The sequence below is a fragment of the Mesorhizobium sp. B2-7-1 genome (assembly GCF_006440735.1).
In the GTDB taxonomy this organism is placed as follows: Bacteria; Pseudomonadota; Alphaproteobacteria; order Rhizobiales; family Rhizobiaceae; genus Mesorhizobium.
Genome location: NZ_VFUA01000025.1, coordinates 49,828 through 65,054, shown reverse-complemented (window position 1 = coordinate 65,054; position 15,227 = coordinate 49,828). Strand labels below are relative to the sequence as shown.

General features: G+C 63.7%; 14 protein-coding genes. 8 read left to right on the top strand and 6 right to left on the bottom strand.

Features of this window, described 5'->3' with window-relative positions; all coding sequences use genetic code 11:
- A partial coding sequence (locus FJ471_RS12640; RefSeq protein ID WP_140803486.1) for a site-specific tyrosine recombinase XerD occupies window positions 1-813 on the bottom strand: 813 nt, incomplete at its 3' end.
- A 34-nt stretch (window positions 814-847) separates the two neighbouring features.
- Window positions 848-1,000, bottom strand: a complete 153-nt coding sequence (locus tag FJ471_RS12635) for a hypothetical protein (RefSeq protein WP_040989318.1) — start codon at window positions 998-1,000, stop codon at window positions 848-850.
- 239 nt (window positions 1,001-1,239) lie between these two features.
- On the opposite strand from FJ471_RS12635, the gene FJ471_RS12630 reads away from it, so the two are divergent.
- The 3 genes from FJ471_RS12630 to FJ471_RS12620 are packed head-to-tail and all read left to right on the top strand — an operon-like array spanning window position 1,240 to window position 3,904.
- Window positions 1,240-1,869 carry a shikimate kinase gene (locus tag FJ471_RS12630; RefSeq protein WP_140803485.1) on the top strand — a complete coding sequence of 210 codons (630 nt, stop codon included), beginning with the start codon at window positions 1,240-1,242 and terminating at the stop codon, window positions 1,867-1,869.
- Complete coding sequence (aroB, locus tag FJ471_RS12625) at window positions 1,866-3,011, top strand: 3-dehydroquinate synthase (RefSeq protein WP_140803484.1); 1,146 nt, start codon at window positions 1,866-1,868, stop codon at window positions 3,009-3,011. The genes FJ471_RS12630 and aroB overlap by 4 nt, the downstream gene beginning before the upstream one ends.
- Complete coding sequence (locus FJ471_RS12620) at window positions 3,008-3,904, top strand: transporter associated domain-containing protein (protein ID WP_140803483.1); 897 nt, start codon at window positions 3,008-3,010, stop codon at window positions 3,902-3,904. Before aroB ends, FJ471_RS12620 begins: the two co-directional genes overlap by 4 nt.
- Before the next feature lie 220 nt (window positions 3,905-4,124).
- Here the strand turns inward: FJ471_RS12620 and FJ471_RS12615 are convergent, their stop codons facing one another.
- Genes FJ471_RS12615 through FJ471_RS12605 form a run of 3 tightly spaced genes read right to left on the bottom strand, consistent with a single transcriptional unit; the run spans window position 4,125 to window position 8,960 of the window.
- Window positions 4,125-5,669 carry a SpoVR family protein gene (locus FJ471_RS12615; RefSeq protein WP_140803487.1) on the bottom strand — a complete coding sequence of 515 codons (1,545 nt, stop codon included), beginning with the start codon at window positions 5,667-5,669 and terminating at the stop codon, window positions 4,125-4,127.
- Between the two features lie 11 nt (window positions 5,670-5,680).
- Complete coding sequence (locus FJ471_RS12610) at window positions 5,681-6,991, bottom strand: YeaH/YhbH family protein (RefSeq protein WP_140803482.1); 1,311 nt, start codon at window positions 6,989-6,991, stop codon at window positions 5,681-5,683.
- Window positions 6,992-7,010: 19 nt separating this feature from the next.
- Window positions 7,011-8,960 carry a PrkA family serine protein kinase gene (locus tag FJ471_RS12605; RefSeq protein WP_140803481.1) on the bottom strand — a complete coding sequence of 650 codons (1,950 nt, stop codon included), beginning with the start codon at window positions 8,958-8,960 and terminating at the stop codon, window positions 7,011-7,013.
- A 292-nt stretch (window positions 8,961-9,252) separates the two neighbouring features.
- Here FJ471_RS12605 and FJ471_RS12600 point away from each other — a divergent pair, with 292 nt between their 5' ends.
- On the top strand, window positions 9,253-10,059 hold the full coding sequence (locus FJ471_RS12600; RefSeq protein ID WP_140803480.1) for an alpha/beta hydrolase: 807 nt from the start codon (window positions 9,253-9,255) through the stop codon (window positions 10,057-10,059).
- On the opposite strand, the gene FJ471_RS12595 is transcribed toward FJ471_RS12600, so the two are convergent.
- A complete protein-coding gene (locus FJ471_RS12595; protein WP_140803479.1) occupies window positions 10,060-10,362 on the bottom strand; it encodes a BolA family transcriptional regulator in 303 nt (100 codons plus the stop codon).
- Between the two features lie 135 nt (window positions 10,363-10,497).
- On the opposite strand from FJ471_RS12595, the gene FJ471_RS12590 reads away from it, so the two are divergent.
- The 4 genes from FJ471_RS12590 to FJ471_RS12575 all read left to right on the top strand — a co-directional run bounded on the left by FJ471_RS12590 (window position 10,498) and on the right by FJ471_RS12575 (window position 15,198).
- Window positions 10,498-11,121 (top strand): J domain-containing protein, encoded by a 624-nt coding sequence (locus tag FJ471_RS12590; protein WP_140803478.1) that lies wholly within the window; start codon window positions 10,498-10,500, stop codon window positions 11,119-11,121.
- A 123-nt stretch (window positions 11,122-11,244) separates the two neighbouring features.
- Window positions 11,245-12,231 carry a cobaltochelatase subunit CobS gene (gene cobS, locus FJ471_RS12585; RefSeq protein WP_140633012.1) on the top strand — a complete coding sequence of 329 codons (987 nt, stop codon included), beginning with the start codon at window positions 11,245-11,247 and terminating at the stop codon, window positions 12,229-12,231.
- Between the two features lie 55 nt (window positions 12,232-12,286).
- Window positions 12,287-14,185 carry a cobaltochelatase subunit CobT gene (cobT, locus tag FJ471_RS12580; protein ID WP_140803477.1) on the top strand — a complete coding sequence of 633 codons (1,899 nt, stop codon included), beginning with the start codon at window positions 12,287-12,289 and terminating at the stop codon, window positions 14,183-14,185.
- Window positions 14,182-15,198: an esterase-like activity of phytase family protein gene (locus tag FJ471_RS12575; RefSeq protein ID WP_140803476.1), complete on the top strand. Its 1,017-nt coding sequence runs from the start codon at window positions 14,182-14,184 to the stop codon at window positions 15,196-15,198. The genes cobT and FJ471_RS12575 overlap by 4 nt, the downstream gene beginning before the upstream one ends.
- The last annotated feature ends 29 nt before the right edge of the window (window positions 15,199-15,227 follow it).

Below are 15,227 nucleotides of genomic sequence, written 5' to 3'. Positions count from 1 at the left end.
TTGCTGAACGGCTCTGAGATCGGCGCCGTTCTGCAGGAGATGGCTGGCAAAAGCATGGCGAAGCACATGCGGCGAGATTTTCGCCGAAGCGATGCCGGACCGCGCGGCCAAGCCCTTGAGATCGCGAGCGAAAACCTGCCGGGAGAGATGGCCGCTGTCGGAGGAGGCCGGAAACAGGAACGGGCTCTCGGCAAAGGCCGGCCGCTCGGCCCGTGCGGCAAGCCAGGCGCGCATGGCGGCGCGCGCCTTGGCCGAGAGCGGCACCATGCGTTCCTTGTCGCCCTTGCCGCGCACCATGAAGAAGCGGTCGTCGCGCAGCGCCACCGTCACCGGCAGGCCGACAAGCTCCGACACGCGCAGGCCCGTGGCGTAGAGCACCTCGACCAGCGCGTGCAGGCGCAATGCGGCCAGCCTGTCGCCATCCGGTTCGGATTCGCCCGCCTCCTGCGCTGCCCGGTCGAGCAGGCGCCCGGTTTCGGCCTCGCTCATCGTCTTCGGCAGCGGCCGGCCCTTGCGCGGGCTGTCCAGCGTGCCGGTCGGGTCGTCGCCGCGCAGGCCTTCAGCATAGAGGAATTTGAAGAACTGGCGGATCGCCGACAATTTGCGCGCCTGCGAGGTCGGCGCGAAGCCGCGCGCGGCAATGTCGTCGAGATAGGCGCGGATGTCGGCCGATCCGGCGCGCGCCAGCCCGCCTTTGATCGCTTCCGAAGCGTCCTCAAGGTCGCGCCGATAGGACGAAAGCGTGTTTTCGGCCGCGCCGCGCTCGGCGCTCATCATTTCGAGGAAGGCTTCGATGCGGGCGGCGCTGTTCATCGGGCCGGATCAGTGCTTCGTCAGTTTTGTTGGGTCAGTTTTTCTTGGGGTTGAGCTTTTCGGCGGGAATACGGACGCTCATTTCCGCCTTTTTCGGCTCCACGAACATCGCCAGCGCGAACATCGCGCCATAGGCAATGCCTGCAAGAACCGCCAGCGTCACGACAAACCGAAACAAAGTCGGCATTCAAATTTTTGCCCGTCTTCTTATTCTGCGTTTCCAAAGCCCTGTGCCCTTATGGGACGCCAAGCCGGCCAATTCAAGGACGAAGGATTCCGGTGGACGGAGGTTTTGCCGGAAAAGCTCCCAAGCAGGTTCCCTTCGCAAAACCGTGGGACGGTTTTGCGGAACCTGCTTAGGACGTTTGTCCGGCCGTGCTTGACGCAAACAGGCTTTTGATGTCGATACGGCGCAAAGAGGCCCTAATGAACGCTCTGCCTGCAAATCCGACGGACGAAGGCCGCGCCGCGCTGATCGAAGCGCTCGGCAGCCGCTCGATCGTCTTCGTCGGGCTGATGGGCGCCGGCAAGACGGCGATCGGCCGCAAGGTGGCGACGATGCTCTCGCTGCCCTTCATGGACAGCGACCAGGAGATCGAAAGCGTCTCGCGCATGACCGTGCCGGAGCTTTTCGAGCGCTATGGCGAGCCAGAATTCCGCGCGCTGGAGCAGCGGGTCATCCTGCGTCTGCTGGAGAACGGGCCGCAGGTGCTGTCGACCGGCGGCGGCGCCTTCATGAACGCGCAGACGCGCGAAGCGATCGCGGCTTATGGCGTCTCGGTCTGGCTGAAGGCCGACCTCGATCTCTTGATGGAGCGGGTTTCGAAGAAACAGAACCGGCCGCTATTGAAAAACCCCGATCCTCGCGCCGTGCTGGAGCGGCTCATGGGCGAGCGTTACCCGGTCTACGCCACGGCCGACCTGACGGTGCCGACGCGCGATGACCGCAAGGAGATCATCGCGGGTGAAGTCGTCGCCGCGCTCTGCGGCCATCTCGATGTCGAGACGATCGCGACAGGCGCTGCAAGCGTCACAACGGACGAGGTGCAGTCGTGAGCGATGCCGAACCGGTGAAGGTCGAGGTCGGGCTCGGTGAGCGCGCCTATGACATATTGATCGGTGCCGGACTGCTGGCGCGCTCCGGCGAGGAGGTCGCGCGCCGGCTTCCCGGCACCCGCGCGGCCATTGTCACCGACGAGAACGTCGCCGCCGCGCATCTCGACACGCTGAAGGCCGGGTTGGAGAAAGGCGGTATCCAGTCCGCCGTCGTCACGCTGCCGGCCGGCGAGAAGACCAAGAGCTTTGCCCATCTCGAGGAGGTGGTCGACGGCGTGCTCGCGGCAAAACTCGAACGCCGCGACGTGGTCATCGCGCTCGGCGGCGGCGTCATCGGCGACCTTGCAGGCTTTGCGTCCGGCATCGTGCGGCGCGGCATGAATTTCGTGCAGATCCCGACCTCGCTCCTGGCGCAGGTCGATTCCTCCGTCGGCGGTAAGACCGGCATCAACAGCGCGCGCGGCAAGAACCTGGTCGGCGTCTTCCACCAGCCCAGGCTGGTGCTCGCCGACACCCAGGTGCTCGACACGCTGCCGATCCGCGAGTTCCGCGCCGGCTATGCCGAGCTCGCCAAATACGGGCTGATCGACCGTCCGGCCTTCTTCGCCTGGCTGGAACAGAATTGGGGGCAAGTCTTTGCCGGCGGTCCGGCCCGCGTCGAGGCGATCGCCGAGGCCTGTCGCGCCAAGGCCGACGTCGTCGCCCGCGACGAGTTCGAGACCGGCGACCGCGCGCTGCTCAATCTCGGCCACACATTCGGCCATGCGCTGGAAGCCGCCACGCAATATGACGGCGCGCGTCTCGTCCATGGCGAGGGCGTGGCCATCGGCACGGCGCTGGCGCACCGCTTCTCGGCCCGCCTCAACCTGGCGAGCCCTGACGACGCAAGCCGTGTCGAAGCGCATCTGCGCGCCGTCGGCCTGCCCTGGCGGATGGCCGATATTCCGGGCGAGCTGCCGGACGCCGAGGCGCTGCTCGGCTTCATCACCCAGGACAAGAAGGTGTCGCGCGGCGCGCTGACCTTCATCCTGACGCGCGGCATCGGCCAGGCTTTCATCGCCAAGGACGTACCGCCCTCGGAAGTGCTCTCCTTCCTCAAGACGAGCCATCCCGGAAGGCCCGCGGCGGGTCTTCCCAGATGACCGACGCCGGCTGGATCGCCGCCGCCGTCCTTGCCGCCATCGTGCTTTTGGCGCTTCTGTTCCGCGCCAGGCTGCTTGCCGCTTTCGGCTATGCGCTGCGGCCGATCGAGCCGCCGCAGCGGGCCGAGCGCAACGGCAAGGACCAGGACAGCGACGAACTTCGCCGCGACGGCGAGGCTTCCCGCCAGGAGCGCAATCGGCTCGAGGGCCTCTTCGACCTCGATGAGCTCGAAGTGTCGGACATCATGGTCCACCGCACCAACATGCGTTCGGTCAATGCCGACAACGCGCCGGAAGCGGTGGTGCGCGAGATCCTCACGAGTCCGCACACGCGCATGCCGTTATGGAAGGGCTCGCTCGACAACATCGTCGGCGTGCTGCACGCGAAGGATCTGCTCAGGGCCCTCAACGAGGTCGGCAACGACTTTTCGCGGATCGACGTCATGAAGATCGCGGCGAAGCCGTGGTTCGTGCCGGACACCACCACCTTGCAGGAACAGCTCAACGCCTTCCTGCGGCGCAAGGCGCATTTCGCCATCGTCGTCGACGAATATGGCGAGGTCGAGGGGCTGGTGACGCTGGAAGACATCATCGAGGAAATCGTCGGCGAGATCGCCGACGAGCACGATGTCGACATGCAGGGCGTGAAGAAAGAAGCCGACGGTTCCGTCGTCGTCGATGGCACGGTGCCGATCCGCGATCTGAATCGCGCGCTCGACTGGGACCTGCCCGACGAGGAGGCGACGACGATCGCCGGCCTCGTCATCCACGAGACGCAGTCGATCCCGGAGGAGAAGCAGGCTTTCACCTTCCACGGCAAGCGTTTCGTGGTGATGAAGCGCGACAAGAACCGCATTGCGAGGTTGAGGATCAGGCCCGCCGGCGAAGGCTAGGCGTGTTGATATTCAGGTGATGCCGGCCTGCAAATGGCGGCTTCCTGCGCTTCCGGCCTTCGCCGGCCGAAGCCCTCATAAGTTTCTCCGCTTTATGAAGGCTACGGCCGGCATAGGCCGGTTCTCGGAACCGACCCAGTTTGGTCGCTTCGCGCCCGTCTTCGACTCCGGCTCGACCTCACCTGAATCTCAACACACCTGGGCGGTGTGGCCCGCGATCTCACAATTCCTTGGTCCAGCGCTCGCTGAGCAGCGCGCCGGTTCCAGCGTCGATTGCTGCAAGGCTGACGTCATAGCCCCAGAGGTTGCGGATATGGCGCAGGGTCGCATCGCGGCTCTGGCCCTCGAGCATGACGCCGTCCTTGACCTTGTGCTGGAGCCGCAGATGCCGGTCGCCCAAGAGGTCGACGTCAACGACCTGGATGTCGGGACGGCTGGCGCCGATATCGTAGCTTTGCGCCAGCGCCGACCGTATCTTGGCATAGCCGCGCTCATTGTGGATCGAGGCCACCTCGTAGTGCGGCTCGTCGGCGCCGTCGGCCAGCACGAAGAGCCGCCATTTGCGGATCAGCGTCGGGCTCAGATATTGGCGGATGAAGGATTCGTCGCGATGGTTGGCCCAGGCATCGAGCAAGGTGTCGCGCCAGTCGCCGCGGCCGGCGATGTCGGGAAACCAGTCTCGATCCTCGGCGGTCGGCGCGGTCGAGATGCGCTGGATGTCCTGCATCATGTCGAGACCCAGCGCGTAGGGATTGATGCCGGAAAAGCGCGGGTCGTCATAGGCCGGCTGGAAGATGACGTTCGAGTGGTTGCGCAGGATTTCGAGCATGGCGCCTTCGTTGAGGCGGCCACGGTCGAACAGCGTGTTCATCAGCGTGTAATGCACGAAGGTGGCGCAGCCTTCGTTCATCACCTGGGTTTGCCGCTGCGGGTAGAAATATTGCGCGATGACCCGCACGATCCTGACGATCTCGCGCTGCCAAGGCTCGAGGATGAGGCTGTTCTTCTCGAGGAAGTAGAGCAGGTTCTCCTCCGGCAGGTTGAGCGATTTCTTCCGCTCGGCAAGGATTTCCTCCTCTGCTTCCGGCTTGCCCTTTGCCTGCGAAGGCGGCAGCGTTCGCCACAGATCGCTGAAGGAGCGTTCCTCGTATTCGAGGCGCTCGCGCAGCCCTTCGCGCTGTTGTTCCGATGACAGCTTGGGCGGCCGATGGTACCGGAACACGCCTTGCTCCATCAGCGCATGCGCGGAATCCAGAATCGCCTCCACCGCGGCCAGGCCATGCCGCTCCTCGCACCGGGCTATGTAGCTCTTGGCAAAATCCAGATAGCTCAGGATCCCGCCGGCATCCGTCCATTGCCGGAAAAGGTGATTGTTCTTGAAGAAATGATTGTGCCCAAGCGCGGCATGCGCCGTCACCAAGGCCTGCAGAGCCATGGTGTTTTCTTCCATGAGGTAGACGATGCAGGGGTTGGAGTTGATGACAATCTCGTAGGCCAGACCGCGAGCGCCCTTGCGGTAGAGAAGCTCGTCGTAGAGAAAGCGCTTGCCGAACGACCAGTGCCGGTACATCAGCGGCATGCCGATCGACGAATAGGCATCGAGCATCTGCTCGGAGGAAATGATCTCCATCTGCACCGGGTAGATGTCGAGGCGAAGCTCTTCGCGGCCGATCGCTTCGATCTCTTCATAGACCCGGGACAGCTTGTTGAAATCCCAGTCGGACCCGGAAAACAGCAGTGCGGACTTGCGCGCCTGGCTGACCATCGCCGAAGCTCTCACGCGCTCTTGCGCAGGTCGGGCTGCCTGGCGAAGAGCTCGCGGAAGACCGGGTATATGTCGGCCGGCGCGGCAATGCGCCTCATCTGGAAGTTCGGCCATTTCCCGTCGACGGCGTTGTAGGCGCGCCAGAGCGACGTGCCGTTCTCGGTCGAGCCGAAAATGTGGCTTTCCCGTTCATCGATGATCTCGACATAGGCGAAATACTGGCAAAGGCGCATGAGTTTGCGGTCGAGAAGTTCTATGCAGCGCTCGGAGTCGGTGGCGAAATTGTCGCCGTCGGAGGCCTGGGCGGCGTAGATGTTCCATTCAGAGGCCGGATAGCGCTCTTCGATGATGCGATGCATCTCCTCGAGCGCCGTGGAAACGACGGTGCCGCCGCTTTGCGTGTGATAGAAGAACGTGTGCTCGTCCACCTCCTTGGCCTCGTGGGTGTGGCGAATGAAGACGATCTCGGTGCGCTCGTATCGTCGTGTCAGGAACAGATGCAATAGCACGAAGAAGCGCTTGGCCAGATCCTTCTCGCGCTCGCCCATCGATCCGGAGACGTCCATCAGGCAGAACATGACGGCACTGGCATTCGGCCGCGGCTGAGGGTCGAAGCGATTGAAGCGGATGTCGACCGGATCGACATAGGCAATCCGCCTGCGCCGGCGCTCCAGCCGATCGAGCTCTTCGCGCAGAGCCTCGATGCGTTCGCGTGTCTTTGCATCCGGCGGCCTGGATTCCAGCTCGGCGATCTGCTGGGCGACGGCGTCCACCTCAGCCTGCTTTGGACGCCTGAGCGCGATGCGGCGCCCGTGGCTGTTTCGCATCGTGCGCCCGACATTGATGTTGGTCGGCGCGCCGCTTGCCGCGAAGCCCGCCCGCCTCGGCTTGAAGCTGAGTATCTGCTTTAGACTGAGCTTGACCAGATCCGGCAGTTCGAGGTCTTCGAAGAAAAGGTCGAGCACTTCCTCGCGCGACAGCACGAAGCGGAAATCGTCCTCGGATTCCGTGGTCCCCGGAGCCGAGCCGTAGCCTCCGCCGCCGCCAGGCTTGTCGATGAGATCGCCAGGGCTGAACGTCCGGTTGCCGGGCAGGATATGCTGGCGCCGGCCGCTTTCCTTGTCGTCGCCGAAGGTCGGTTCGCCGGTGCCCTTGCGAGGGATCGGCACGGCGTGCTCGCGATCAAGGTCGGCGATGCCGCCGGCGCGGACCTTGTCGCGGATGCTGCGCTTGAGGTCTTCGCGGGCGCGCCTGAGGAAGCGCTGGCGATTGCCAAGGCTCTTGTCCTTCGGGTTCAGGCGGCGGTCGATGAAGATCGGCATGGAACCGTCCCGGCTTTGCTCAACCCGCCTTGTTCACGCGCATGTACCAGTCGACCAGCCGGCGCACCTGCCGCTGGGTATAGCCGCGCTCCACCATCCGCTGCACGAATTCGTTGTGCCGCTTCTCCGTGACGCTGTCCTGCTTGGAGCCGAAGCTGATCACCGGCAACAGGTCCTCGACCTGGCCGAACATGCGCTTCTCGATGACCTCGCGGAGCTTTTCGTAGCTCGTCCAGGACGGGTTGCGGCCGTGGTTGCGCGCCCGCGCGCGCAAGGTGAACTTGACCACTTCGTTGCGGAAGTCCTTGGGGTTGGCGATGCCGGCCGGCTTCTCGACCTGCGACAATTCCTTGTCCAGCACCTCGCGGTTGAGGATCTGGCCCGTGTCGGGGTCCTTGTAGTCCTGATCCTCGATCCAGGCATCGGCATAGGCGATGTAGCGGTCGAAGAGGTTCTGGCCGTACTCGCTGTAGGATTCCAGATAGGCCTTCTGGATCTCGTGGCCGATGAACTCGGCATAGCGGCTTGCGAGCTCCGACTTGATGAATTCGAGATAGGCGGCTTCCGTTTCCTTCGGGAATTGCTCGCGCTTGATCGCCTCCTCGAGGATGTACATCAGGTGCACGGGATCGGCCGCCACCTCCTTGGTGTCGTAGTTGAACGTCTGCGACAGGATCTTGAAGGCAAAGCGGGTGCTTACCCCGGTCATGCCCTCGTCGACGCCGGCGGCGTCGCGATATTCCTGGACAGACTTCGCCTTCGGATCGACCTCCTTGAGGTTCTCGCCGTCATAGGAGCGCATCTTGGTGTAGAGCGGCGAGTTCTCGTGCTCGGCAAGGCGGGTCGAAACGGTGAAGCGGCTGAGAATGTCCAGCACCTCGGGCGCGCAGGGGCTGTTCGCCAGTTCGCTTTCGCGCACCAGCTTCTCGTAGATGTGCCTTTCCTCGGTGAAGCGCAGGCAATAGGGAACCTTGACCACGAGGATGCGGTCGAGGAAGGCCTCATTGTTCTTGTTGTTCTTGAACTGCTGCCATTCCGATTCATTGGAATGGGCAACGACGATGCCCTGATAGGGGAAGGCGCCGAAATTCTCGGTGCCGTTGTAGCTGCCTTCCTGGGTTGCCGTCAGCAGTGGATGCAGGACCTTGATGGGCGCCTTGAACATCTCGACGAATTCGAGCAGCCCTTGCGTCGTGCGGTTGAGGCCGCCGCTGTAGGAATAGGCGTCCGGGTCGGACTGGCTGAAGTGCTCCAGCTGCCTGATGTCGACCTTGCCGACGAGGGCCGAGACGTCCTGGTTGTTCTCGTCGCCGGGCTCGGTCTTGGCGATGGCGATCTGGCGCAGCCGCGACGGCATCAGCTTGACCACGCTGAATTTGGAGATGTCGCCGGACAGTTCGTCGAGGCGCTTGGCCGCCCAGGGCGAGATCAATCCGTTCAGGCGGCGGCGGGCGATGCCATATTTGTCCTCCAGCAGATCGCCCATGCGGTCGGGATGGAAAAGGCCGAGCGGCGATTCGAAGACCGGGCTGATCTTGTTGCCGATCTTGAGCGTGTAGATCGGGCGCTCCTCCATCAGCTTCTTCAGCCGTTCGGCCAGCGAGGACTTGCCGCCGCCGACCGGGCCCAGAAGATAGAGGATCTGCTTGCGCTCCTCGAGGCCCTGCGAGGCGTAGCGGAAGTATCCGGCGATGCGCTCGATCGTGTCCTCCATCCCGTAGAAATCGGAAAAGGAGGGATAGACCTTGATGGTGCGGTTGGAAAAAATGCGGCCGAGCCGCTCGTCCTTGCTGGTGTCGACCAGGTTCGGCTCGCCGATTGCCGCAACCATGCGTTCAGGCGCCGAGGCATACATGGATTTGTCCTCGCGGCAGGCGAGCAGATATTGCTGAAGGCTGATCTCTTCCTGGGCCGCGTTGGAATAAATCTCCGAAAACAGATCGAAGACGTCTGATTGGTTCTCGCGCATGATGCTCTGCCTCGGAGCCGACAGGCTGCCAATCGGCTCATCGCTTCATCAACCGCCGGAGAGCATTGTGGTTCCCTTCACGTGAAGGGAGAGCGCGCAATGCACTCCAGCATTAACCTTCGGGACACCCCGATTCGGCCGAAAATGCTCGCCTATGAAGATACGTGGTGATTGCCAGCGGACCGTCAAGGAGTGGATTTGTTTTCGCACCGAAAGTTGTCATTTTTGGTTCGTAAACGAGGCGCGTGGCGAGCATCCGTGCCCGTTGCGGCGCAACCTGGCGGAGATGGCGATGATCGATCGGCGCAGCTTCATCGTGGCATCCTTGGCGGCGCTGCTGCCGGCGGGTGCGTCAGCCGCCGGGCGTCCGGTCCGGCCGGAACCGCAAACCGTCGATTACGGTCCGGCCAAGCTCGACATCTATGCCGCGGACGGCGCCAACAACCTGCCGGTGGTCTTCTTCGTCCATGGCGGCGCCTGGCGGGTCGGCAAACGCAGCCAGGTCGGCGCCAAGCCGGGCTTCCTGCTCGCCAATGGCTTCGTCTTCGTCTCGATCGACTACCGCATGCTGCCGCAAGCCGACGTCGCCACCCAGGCCGGCGATGTCGAAAAGGCCTACGCCTATGTGCGCGCCAACATTGCCCGGCATGGCGGCGACCCGGACCGCATCGTCGGCATGGGCCATTCGGCCGGCTGCCATCTGATTGCGCTGACCGGCATGCGCGGCGGATTGCCCGGCGTCGCCGCGCTGATCCTCGACGACACCAGGGCCTATGATCTTGCCGCGCTTTCCAGGAATGGCGGCATGGTGCGCGCTTACGCCCGCGCCTTCTCCGATCCGACGCAATGGGAAGCACTTTCGCCGGCGAGCTATATCGACGGCAGGAAGCATCCGCCGACATTCATCGCCTATTCACGCGCGCCCGGGCGTGGCGAAGAGTCGAAAGCTTTCGCGGAACGCCTGCGCGCCGCCGGAGCCAAGGTCACGCTGTTCGACGGCAGCGCCTATACGCACATGTCGATCAATGGCGATTTCGGCAAGGACGGCGACGCCTTGACCGCGGCGGCAATGGCGTTTCTCAAGGCGGCCGTCGGTTGACTACCAGCGCGTCTTCTCGCCGGGCGCCGCCGGCTCGATCGCCAGCGCATGCACGCCGGCTTTCAATTCGTCGGCGAGCAGATCGTTGACGGCGCGATGGCGGTCGATGCGGCCCATGCCGGCAAAATCCGACGAGACGATGCGGACGCGAAAATGCGTTTCGCCGGTGCCGTCGAAATGGGCCTCGTGGCCGTGCTCGACGTGGTGGTGGCCCGCGTGAAGGTGGCTTTCGTTGATGACGGCGAGCCTTTCGGGCGAAAACGCCGCCTTCAGCTTGTTTTCCATCGTCGACTGTATGGACATCCGGCTTTCCCTTTCCCACTTGACGGCATAGCCGCAAAATCTACGTTTTCGACCGCTTTTAAGCCGCGATTCAGCGGTTAGGGCGATCATCGGTGAAATGTCAATTCTTGTTTCGCACGTGCGAACAGCCCATAAATGGGTGAGATGAAAGCGTATCCCAAATATTTCGAGAAAATTCGAATCCGGCCGGAGAAGGACGCGGAGCTGAAGTCGCACGCGCCGATCTGCCAGTGGGACGGCTGTAACGAGGCCGGCACGCATCGCGCCCCGGTCGGACGCTTGAAAGAGGGCGAGTACTTCCGCTTCTGCTTCGACCACGTGCGCGAATACAACAAGGGCTTCAACTACTTCTCCGGCGTGTCGGACAACGAGATTGCGCGCTTCCAGAAAGAGGCGTTGACCGGCCACAGACCGACATGGCGCATGGGCGCCACTAGCGGCGGGACGCGCTCGGCGCCGGATTTCGCGCAGCAGCGCTCGGGGCGCGCCGGCTACCACAACCGCATGCGCGATCCCTTCAACCTGTTCGGCTCAGGGGCGCGCGAACCGCGCGAGCGCAAGGCAAAGCCGCTTGAGGCCAAGGCGCTGGAAACGCTTGGCCTTGATACAAAGGCGACTGGTCAGGACATCAAGGCGCGTTATAAGGAACTCGTTAAACGCCACCATCCGGATGCGAATGGCGGCGACAGAGGTTCGGAAGACCGGTTCCGCGATGTGCTGCAGGCCTATCGCGTGCTCAAGCAGGCAGGATTGTGCTGAGCGGCCCTACGGTCCATGTCGTTTTCCAACTTTCATAAGGTTGGAAAAGGCTCTAAGACCGCCCCCGGACAAAATCGATTGCCGGCGAAACGCGGCGTTTCGCACGTGGAGACGTTGATAGAGATGAACAAGGTCGATCGCGACATCGCCAACCTGCCCGACACGACGGTGTCGGTGAAGGAGAAATTCGGTTTCGACTCCAAGATGGTCGTTCCCGCCTATTCGGCGGCGACCGAGCATGTGCCGGACATCGACCCGGATTATCTGTTCGACAAGGCGACGACATTGGCGATCCTCGCCGGCTTCGCCTACAACCGCCGCGTCATGGTGTCGGGCTATCACGGCACCGGCAAGTCGACGCATATCGAGCAGGTGGCGGCGCGGCTCAACTGGCCCTGCGTGCGCGTCAATCTCGACAGCCATGTCAGCCGTATCGATCTCGTCGGCAAGGACGCCATCGTCGTCAAGGAAGGCCTGCAGGTCACCGAATTCCGCGACGGCATCCTGCCCTGGGCCTATCAGCACAATGTCGCGCTCTGCTTCGACGAGTATGACGCCGGCCGTCCGGACGTGATGTTCGTCATCCAGCGCGTGCTGGAATCGTCCGGACGTCTGACGCTGCTCGACCAGAGCCGGGTCATCCGCCCGCATCCGGCGTTCCGGCTGTTCGCCACCGCCAACACGGTTGGTCTCGGCGACACCACCGGCCTCTATCACGGCACGCAGCAGATCAACCAGGCGCAGATGGACCGCTGGTCGATCGTCACCACGCTGAACTACCTGCCGCACGACAATGAAGTGAACATCGTGCTGGCCAAGGCCAAGCACTATCGCGACAGCAAGGGCAAGGACATCGTCAACAAGATGGTGCGCGTCGCCGACATGACGCGCTCGGCCTTCATCAATGGCGACCTGTCGACCGTGATGAGCCCGCGCACCGTCATCACCTGGGCCGAGAACGCCGAGATCTTCGGCGATATCGGCATGGCGTTCCGGCTGACCTTCCTCAACAAGTGCGACGAGCTGGAGCGTTCGGTGGTGGCCGAATTCTACCAGCGCGCTTTCGGCGAGGATCTGCCGGAGAGCGCCGCCAACGTGGTGCTGGGCTAGGCGCGCAGCTGAAAGGCCTTGAGCCTTTCAGCATGAATCGCGCAGGGAATGATCAATGGCGGGTCCGGGCGACAACACGCGCAACAAGTCGAAGAACGGGTCTGAAGCGGACAGCTTCAAGCGCGCCGTGACCGTGTGCATGCGCGCCGTCGCCGGCGACAAGGATCTCGAGGTCGGCTTCGCCAAGGACCGGCCGGCGCTTGCCGGCAATCGCGCGCGCCTGCCGGAACTGCCGAAGAAAGCTTCCCGCAACGATATCGCGATCACCCGCGGCCTGGGCGATTCCATGGCGCTGAAACGCGCCTGCCACGATCAGCGCATCCATAACAAGCTGGCGCCGGAAGGCAAGCTGGCGCGGTCTATCTTCGATGCCGTCGAACAGGCACGCGTCGAGGCGATCGGCAGCCGCGCCATGCAGGGCGTGGCCGACAATATCGGCTCGATGCTCGAGGACAAATACGCCAAGGCGAACCTCGTCGACGTCAGGGACAAGGCCGACGCGCCGCTCGAGGAAGCGATTGCGCTGTTGGTGCGCGAAAAGCTCACCGGCCGCGCGATCCCGAAGAGCGGCGAGCGGCTGGTCGATCTGTGGCGTCCGTGGATCGAGGAGAAGGCCAGCGGCGACCTCGACGGCCTGTCGGCCAAGCTCGAGGACCAGCAGGCCTTTGCCCGCGTCGTGCGCGACATGCTGGTTTCCATGGAAATGGCCGAGGAGCTCGGCGACGACCAGGAGACCGACGACTCCGAGGAAAACGAAGAGAACGAACAGCAGGGCGAGGAACAGAGCGAGGAAGGCGGCGAGGAGGATTCAGGCTCCGAGCAGTCGCAGTCGGAAGATGCCGAAGCTTCCGCCGACGAGGAAGACTCGGCCGAGACGGAAGCGACTGACGCCACCTCCGACGATCTGTCGGATGAAGACGATTCCGACGCCGAGACGCCTGGCGAGGCCAAGCGCAACGACAATCCGTTCCTGAACCTGCCGAAAGAGATCGACTACAAGGTGTTCACCACCGCCTTCGACGAGACGGTGGGCGCCGAGGATCTTTGCGAGGAAGAGGAGCTCGACCGGCTGCGGGCCTTCCTCGACAAGCAGCTTGCCAACCTCTCCGGCGTCGTCGGGCGGCTCGCCAACCGGCTGCAGCGCCGGCTGATGGCGCAGCAGAACCGCTCCTGGGATTTCGACCTCGAGGAAGGCTATCTCGATCCGGCCCGCCTGGTGCGCGTCGTCATCGATCCGATGCAGCCGCTGTCCTTCAAGCAGGAACGCGACACCAAGTTCCGCGACACGGTGGTGTCGCTGGTGCTCGACAATTCGGGCTCGATGCGCGGCCGGCCGATCACTGTCGCCGCGACCTGCGCCGACATTCTGGCGCGCACGCTGGAGCGCTGCGGCGTTTCAGTGGAAATCCTCGGCTTCACGACCCGCGCCTGGAAGGGCGGGCAGGCGCGCGAGAAATGGCTGAAGGACGGCAAGCCGCCGAATCCCGGCCGGCTCAACGATTTGCGCCACATCATCTACAAATCCGCCGACCATCCATGGCGGCGCGCGCGGCGCAATCTCGGGCTGATGATGCGCGAGGGCCTGCTCAAGGAAAACATCGACGGCGAGGCGCTGCTTTGGGCGCATAACCGCCTCATCGGCCGGCCCGAGCAGCGCAAGATCCTGATGATGATCTCGGACGGTGCGCCGGTCGACGATTCCACGCTCTCGGTCAATCCGGGCAATTACCTGGAACGCCATCTGCGGGCGGTCATCGAATTGATCGAGACGCGCTCGCCGGTCGAGCTGCTGGCGATCGGCATCGGCCACGACGTCACGCGCTATTATCGCCGCGCCGTCACCATCGTCGATGCCGAGGAGCTGGCTGGCGCCATGACCGAGCAGCTCGCCTCGCTGTTCGGCGAGGAAAGCGCGCGCGACACGCGGCGCGGTGGATTGCGGCGCACCGGATGATCTTTTCGGGGCGGCGTGCGCGGCGGACGCTTTTCGCCTGCATGCTGGCCTGCGCCTCGCCGGGCGTTGCCGCTCCGGGAGCCCCCGTCGAGATGGTTGAGGTTTCGGCGCGGCCGATCAGCCAGTTCCGTGTCGGCCGTGACGAGACGCGGTTCGGGCCGCTCGAATTCGTCGGCGGACTGGAGCTGACTTCGCCGGCGCGCGATTTCGGCGCGCTCTCGGCGCTTCGCTTCCTGAGGCCGGGCAGCGATTTCGTCGGTGTCGCCGACACCGGCTTCTGGTTCTTCGGCACGATCACCCACGGCGCCGACAAGCGCCCGTCCGGCGTTTCGAACTTTCGCATGCAGCAGATGGTCGACGCGTCGGGCCGGCCGATCGACCGGAAATGGGAGGTCGACGCGGAAGGGCTCGCGGTCAAGGACGGTATCGCCACCGTCGGTTTCGAGCGCGACCAGCGCGTCGCGCAATTCAAGATCGATCCCGACAATATGAAAGCGCCGGTCAGGCTGCTCGATTACCTGGTCCCCGCGCAAGAGCTGCGTCAGAACCGCGGCTTCGAGACCGTCACCCACGCCAATCCTTACGGACAGCACGCTGGCAGCCTGGTCGTGGTCTCGGAGAGGAGCCTCGACAAAGCCGGCAACGTCTACGCCGCCGTCATCGAGGGGCCGCACAAGGGGGTCTTCACAGTCAAGCGCGACGGCGATTTCGACATAACCGACGGCGCCTTCCTGCCGGACGGCGACCTGCTGCTCCTGGAGCGCAGTTTTTCGATCGCGCGCGGGGTGAAGATGCGGCTGCGGCGCATCTACGGCGAAAGCGTCGAAAAAGGCGCGGTTGCCGACGGGCCGGTGCTGATGGAGGCCGACATGGGCTACCAGATCGACAATATGGAAGGGCTCGACGTCTGGACCCGCTACGACGGCGCGCTGATGCTGTCGCTGATCTCCGACGACAACCATTCGATTCTGCAGCGCAACCTCTATCTGGAATTCATCCTGCACCAGGACTGAGGTCGGCACGGATTCAGCCGTGCCGGCGG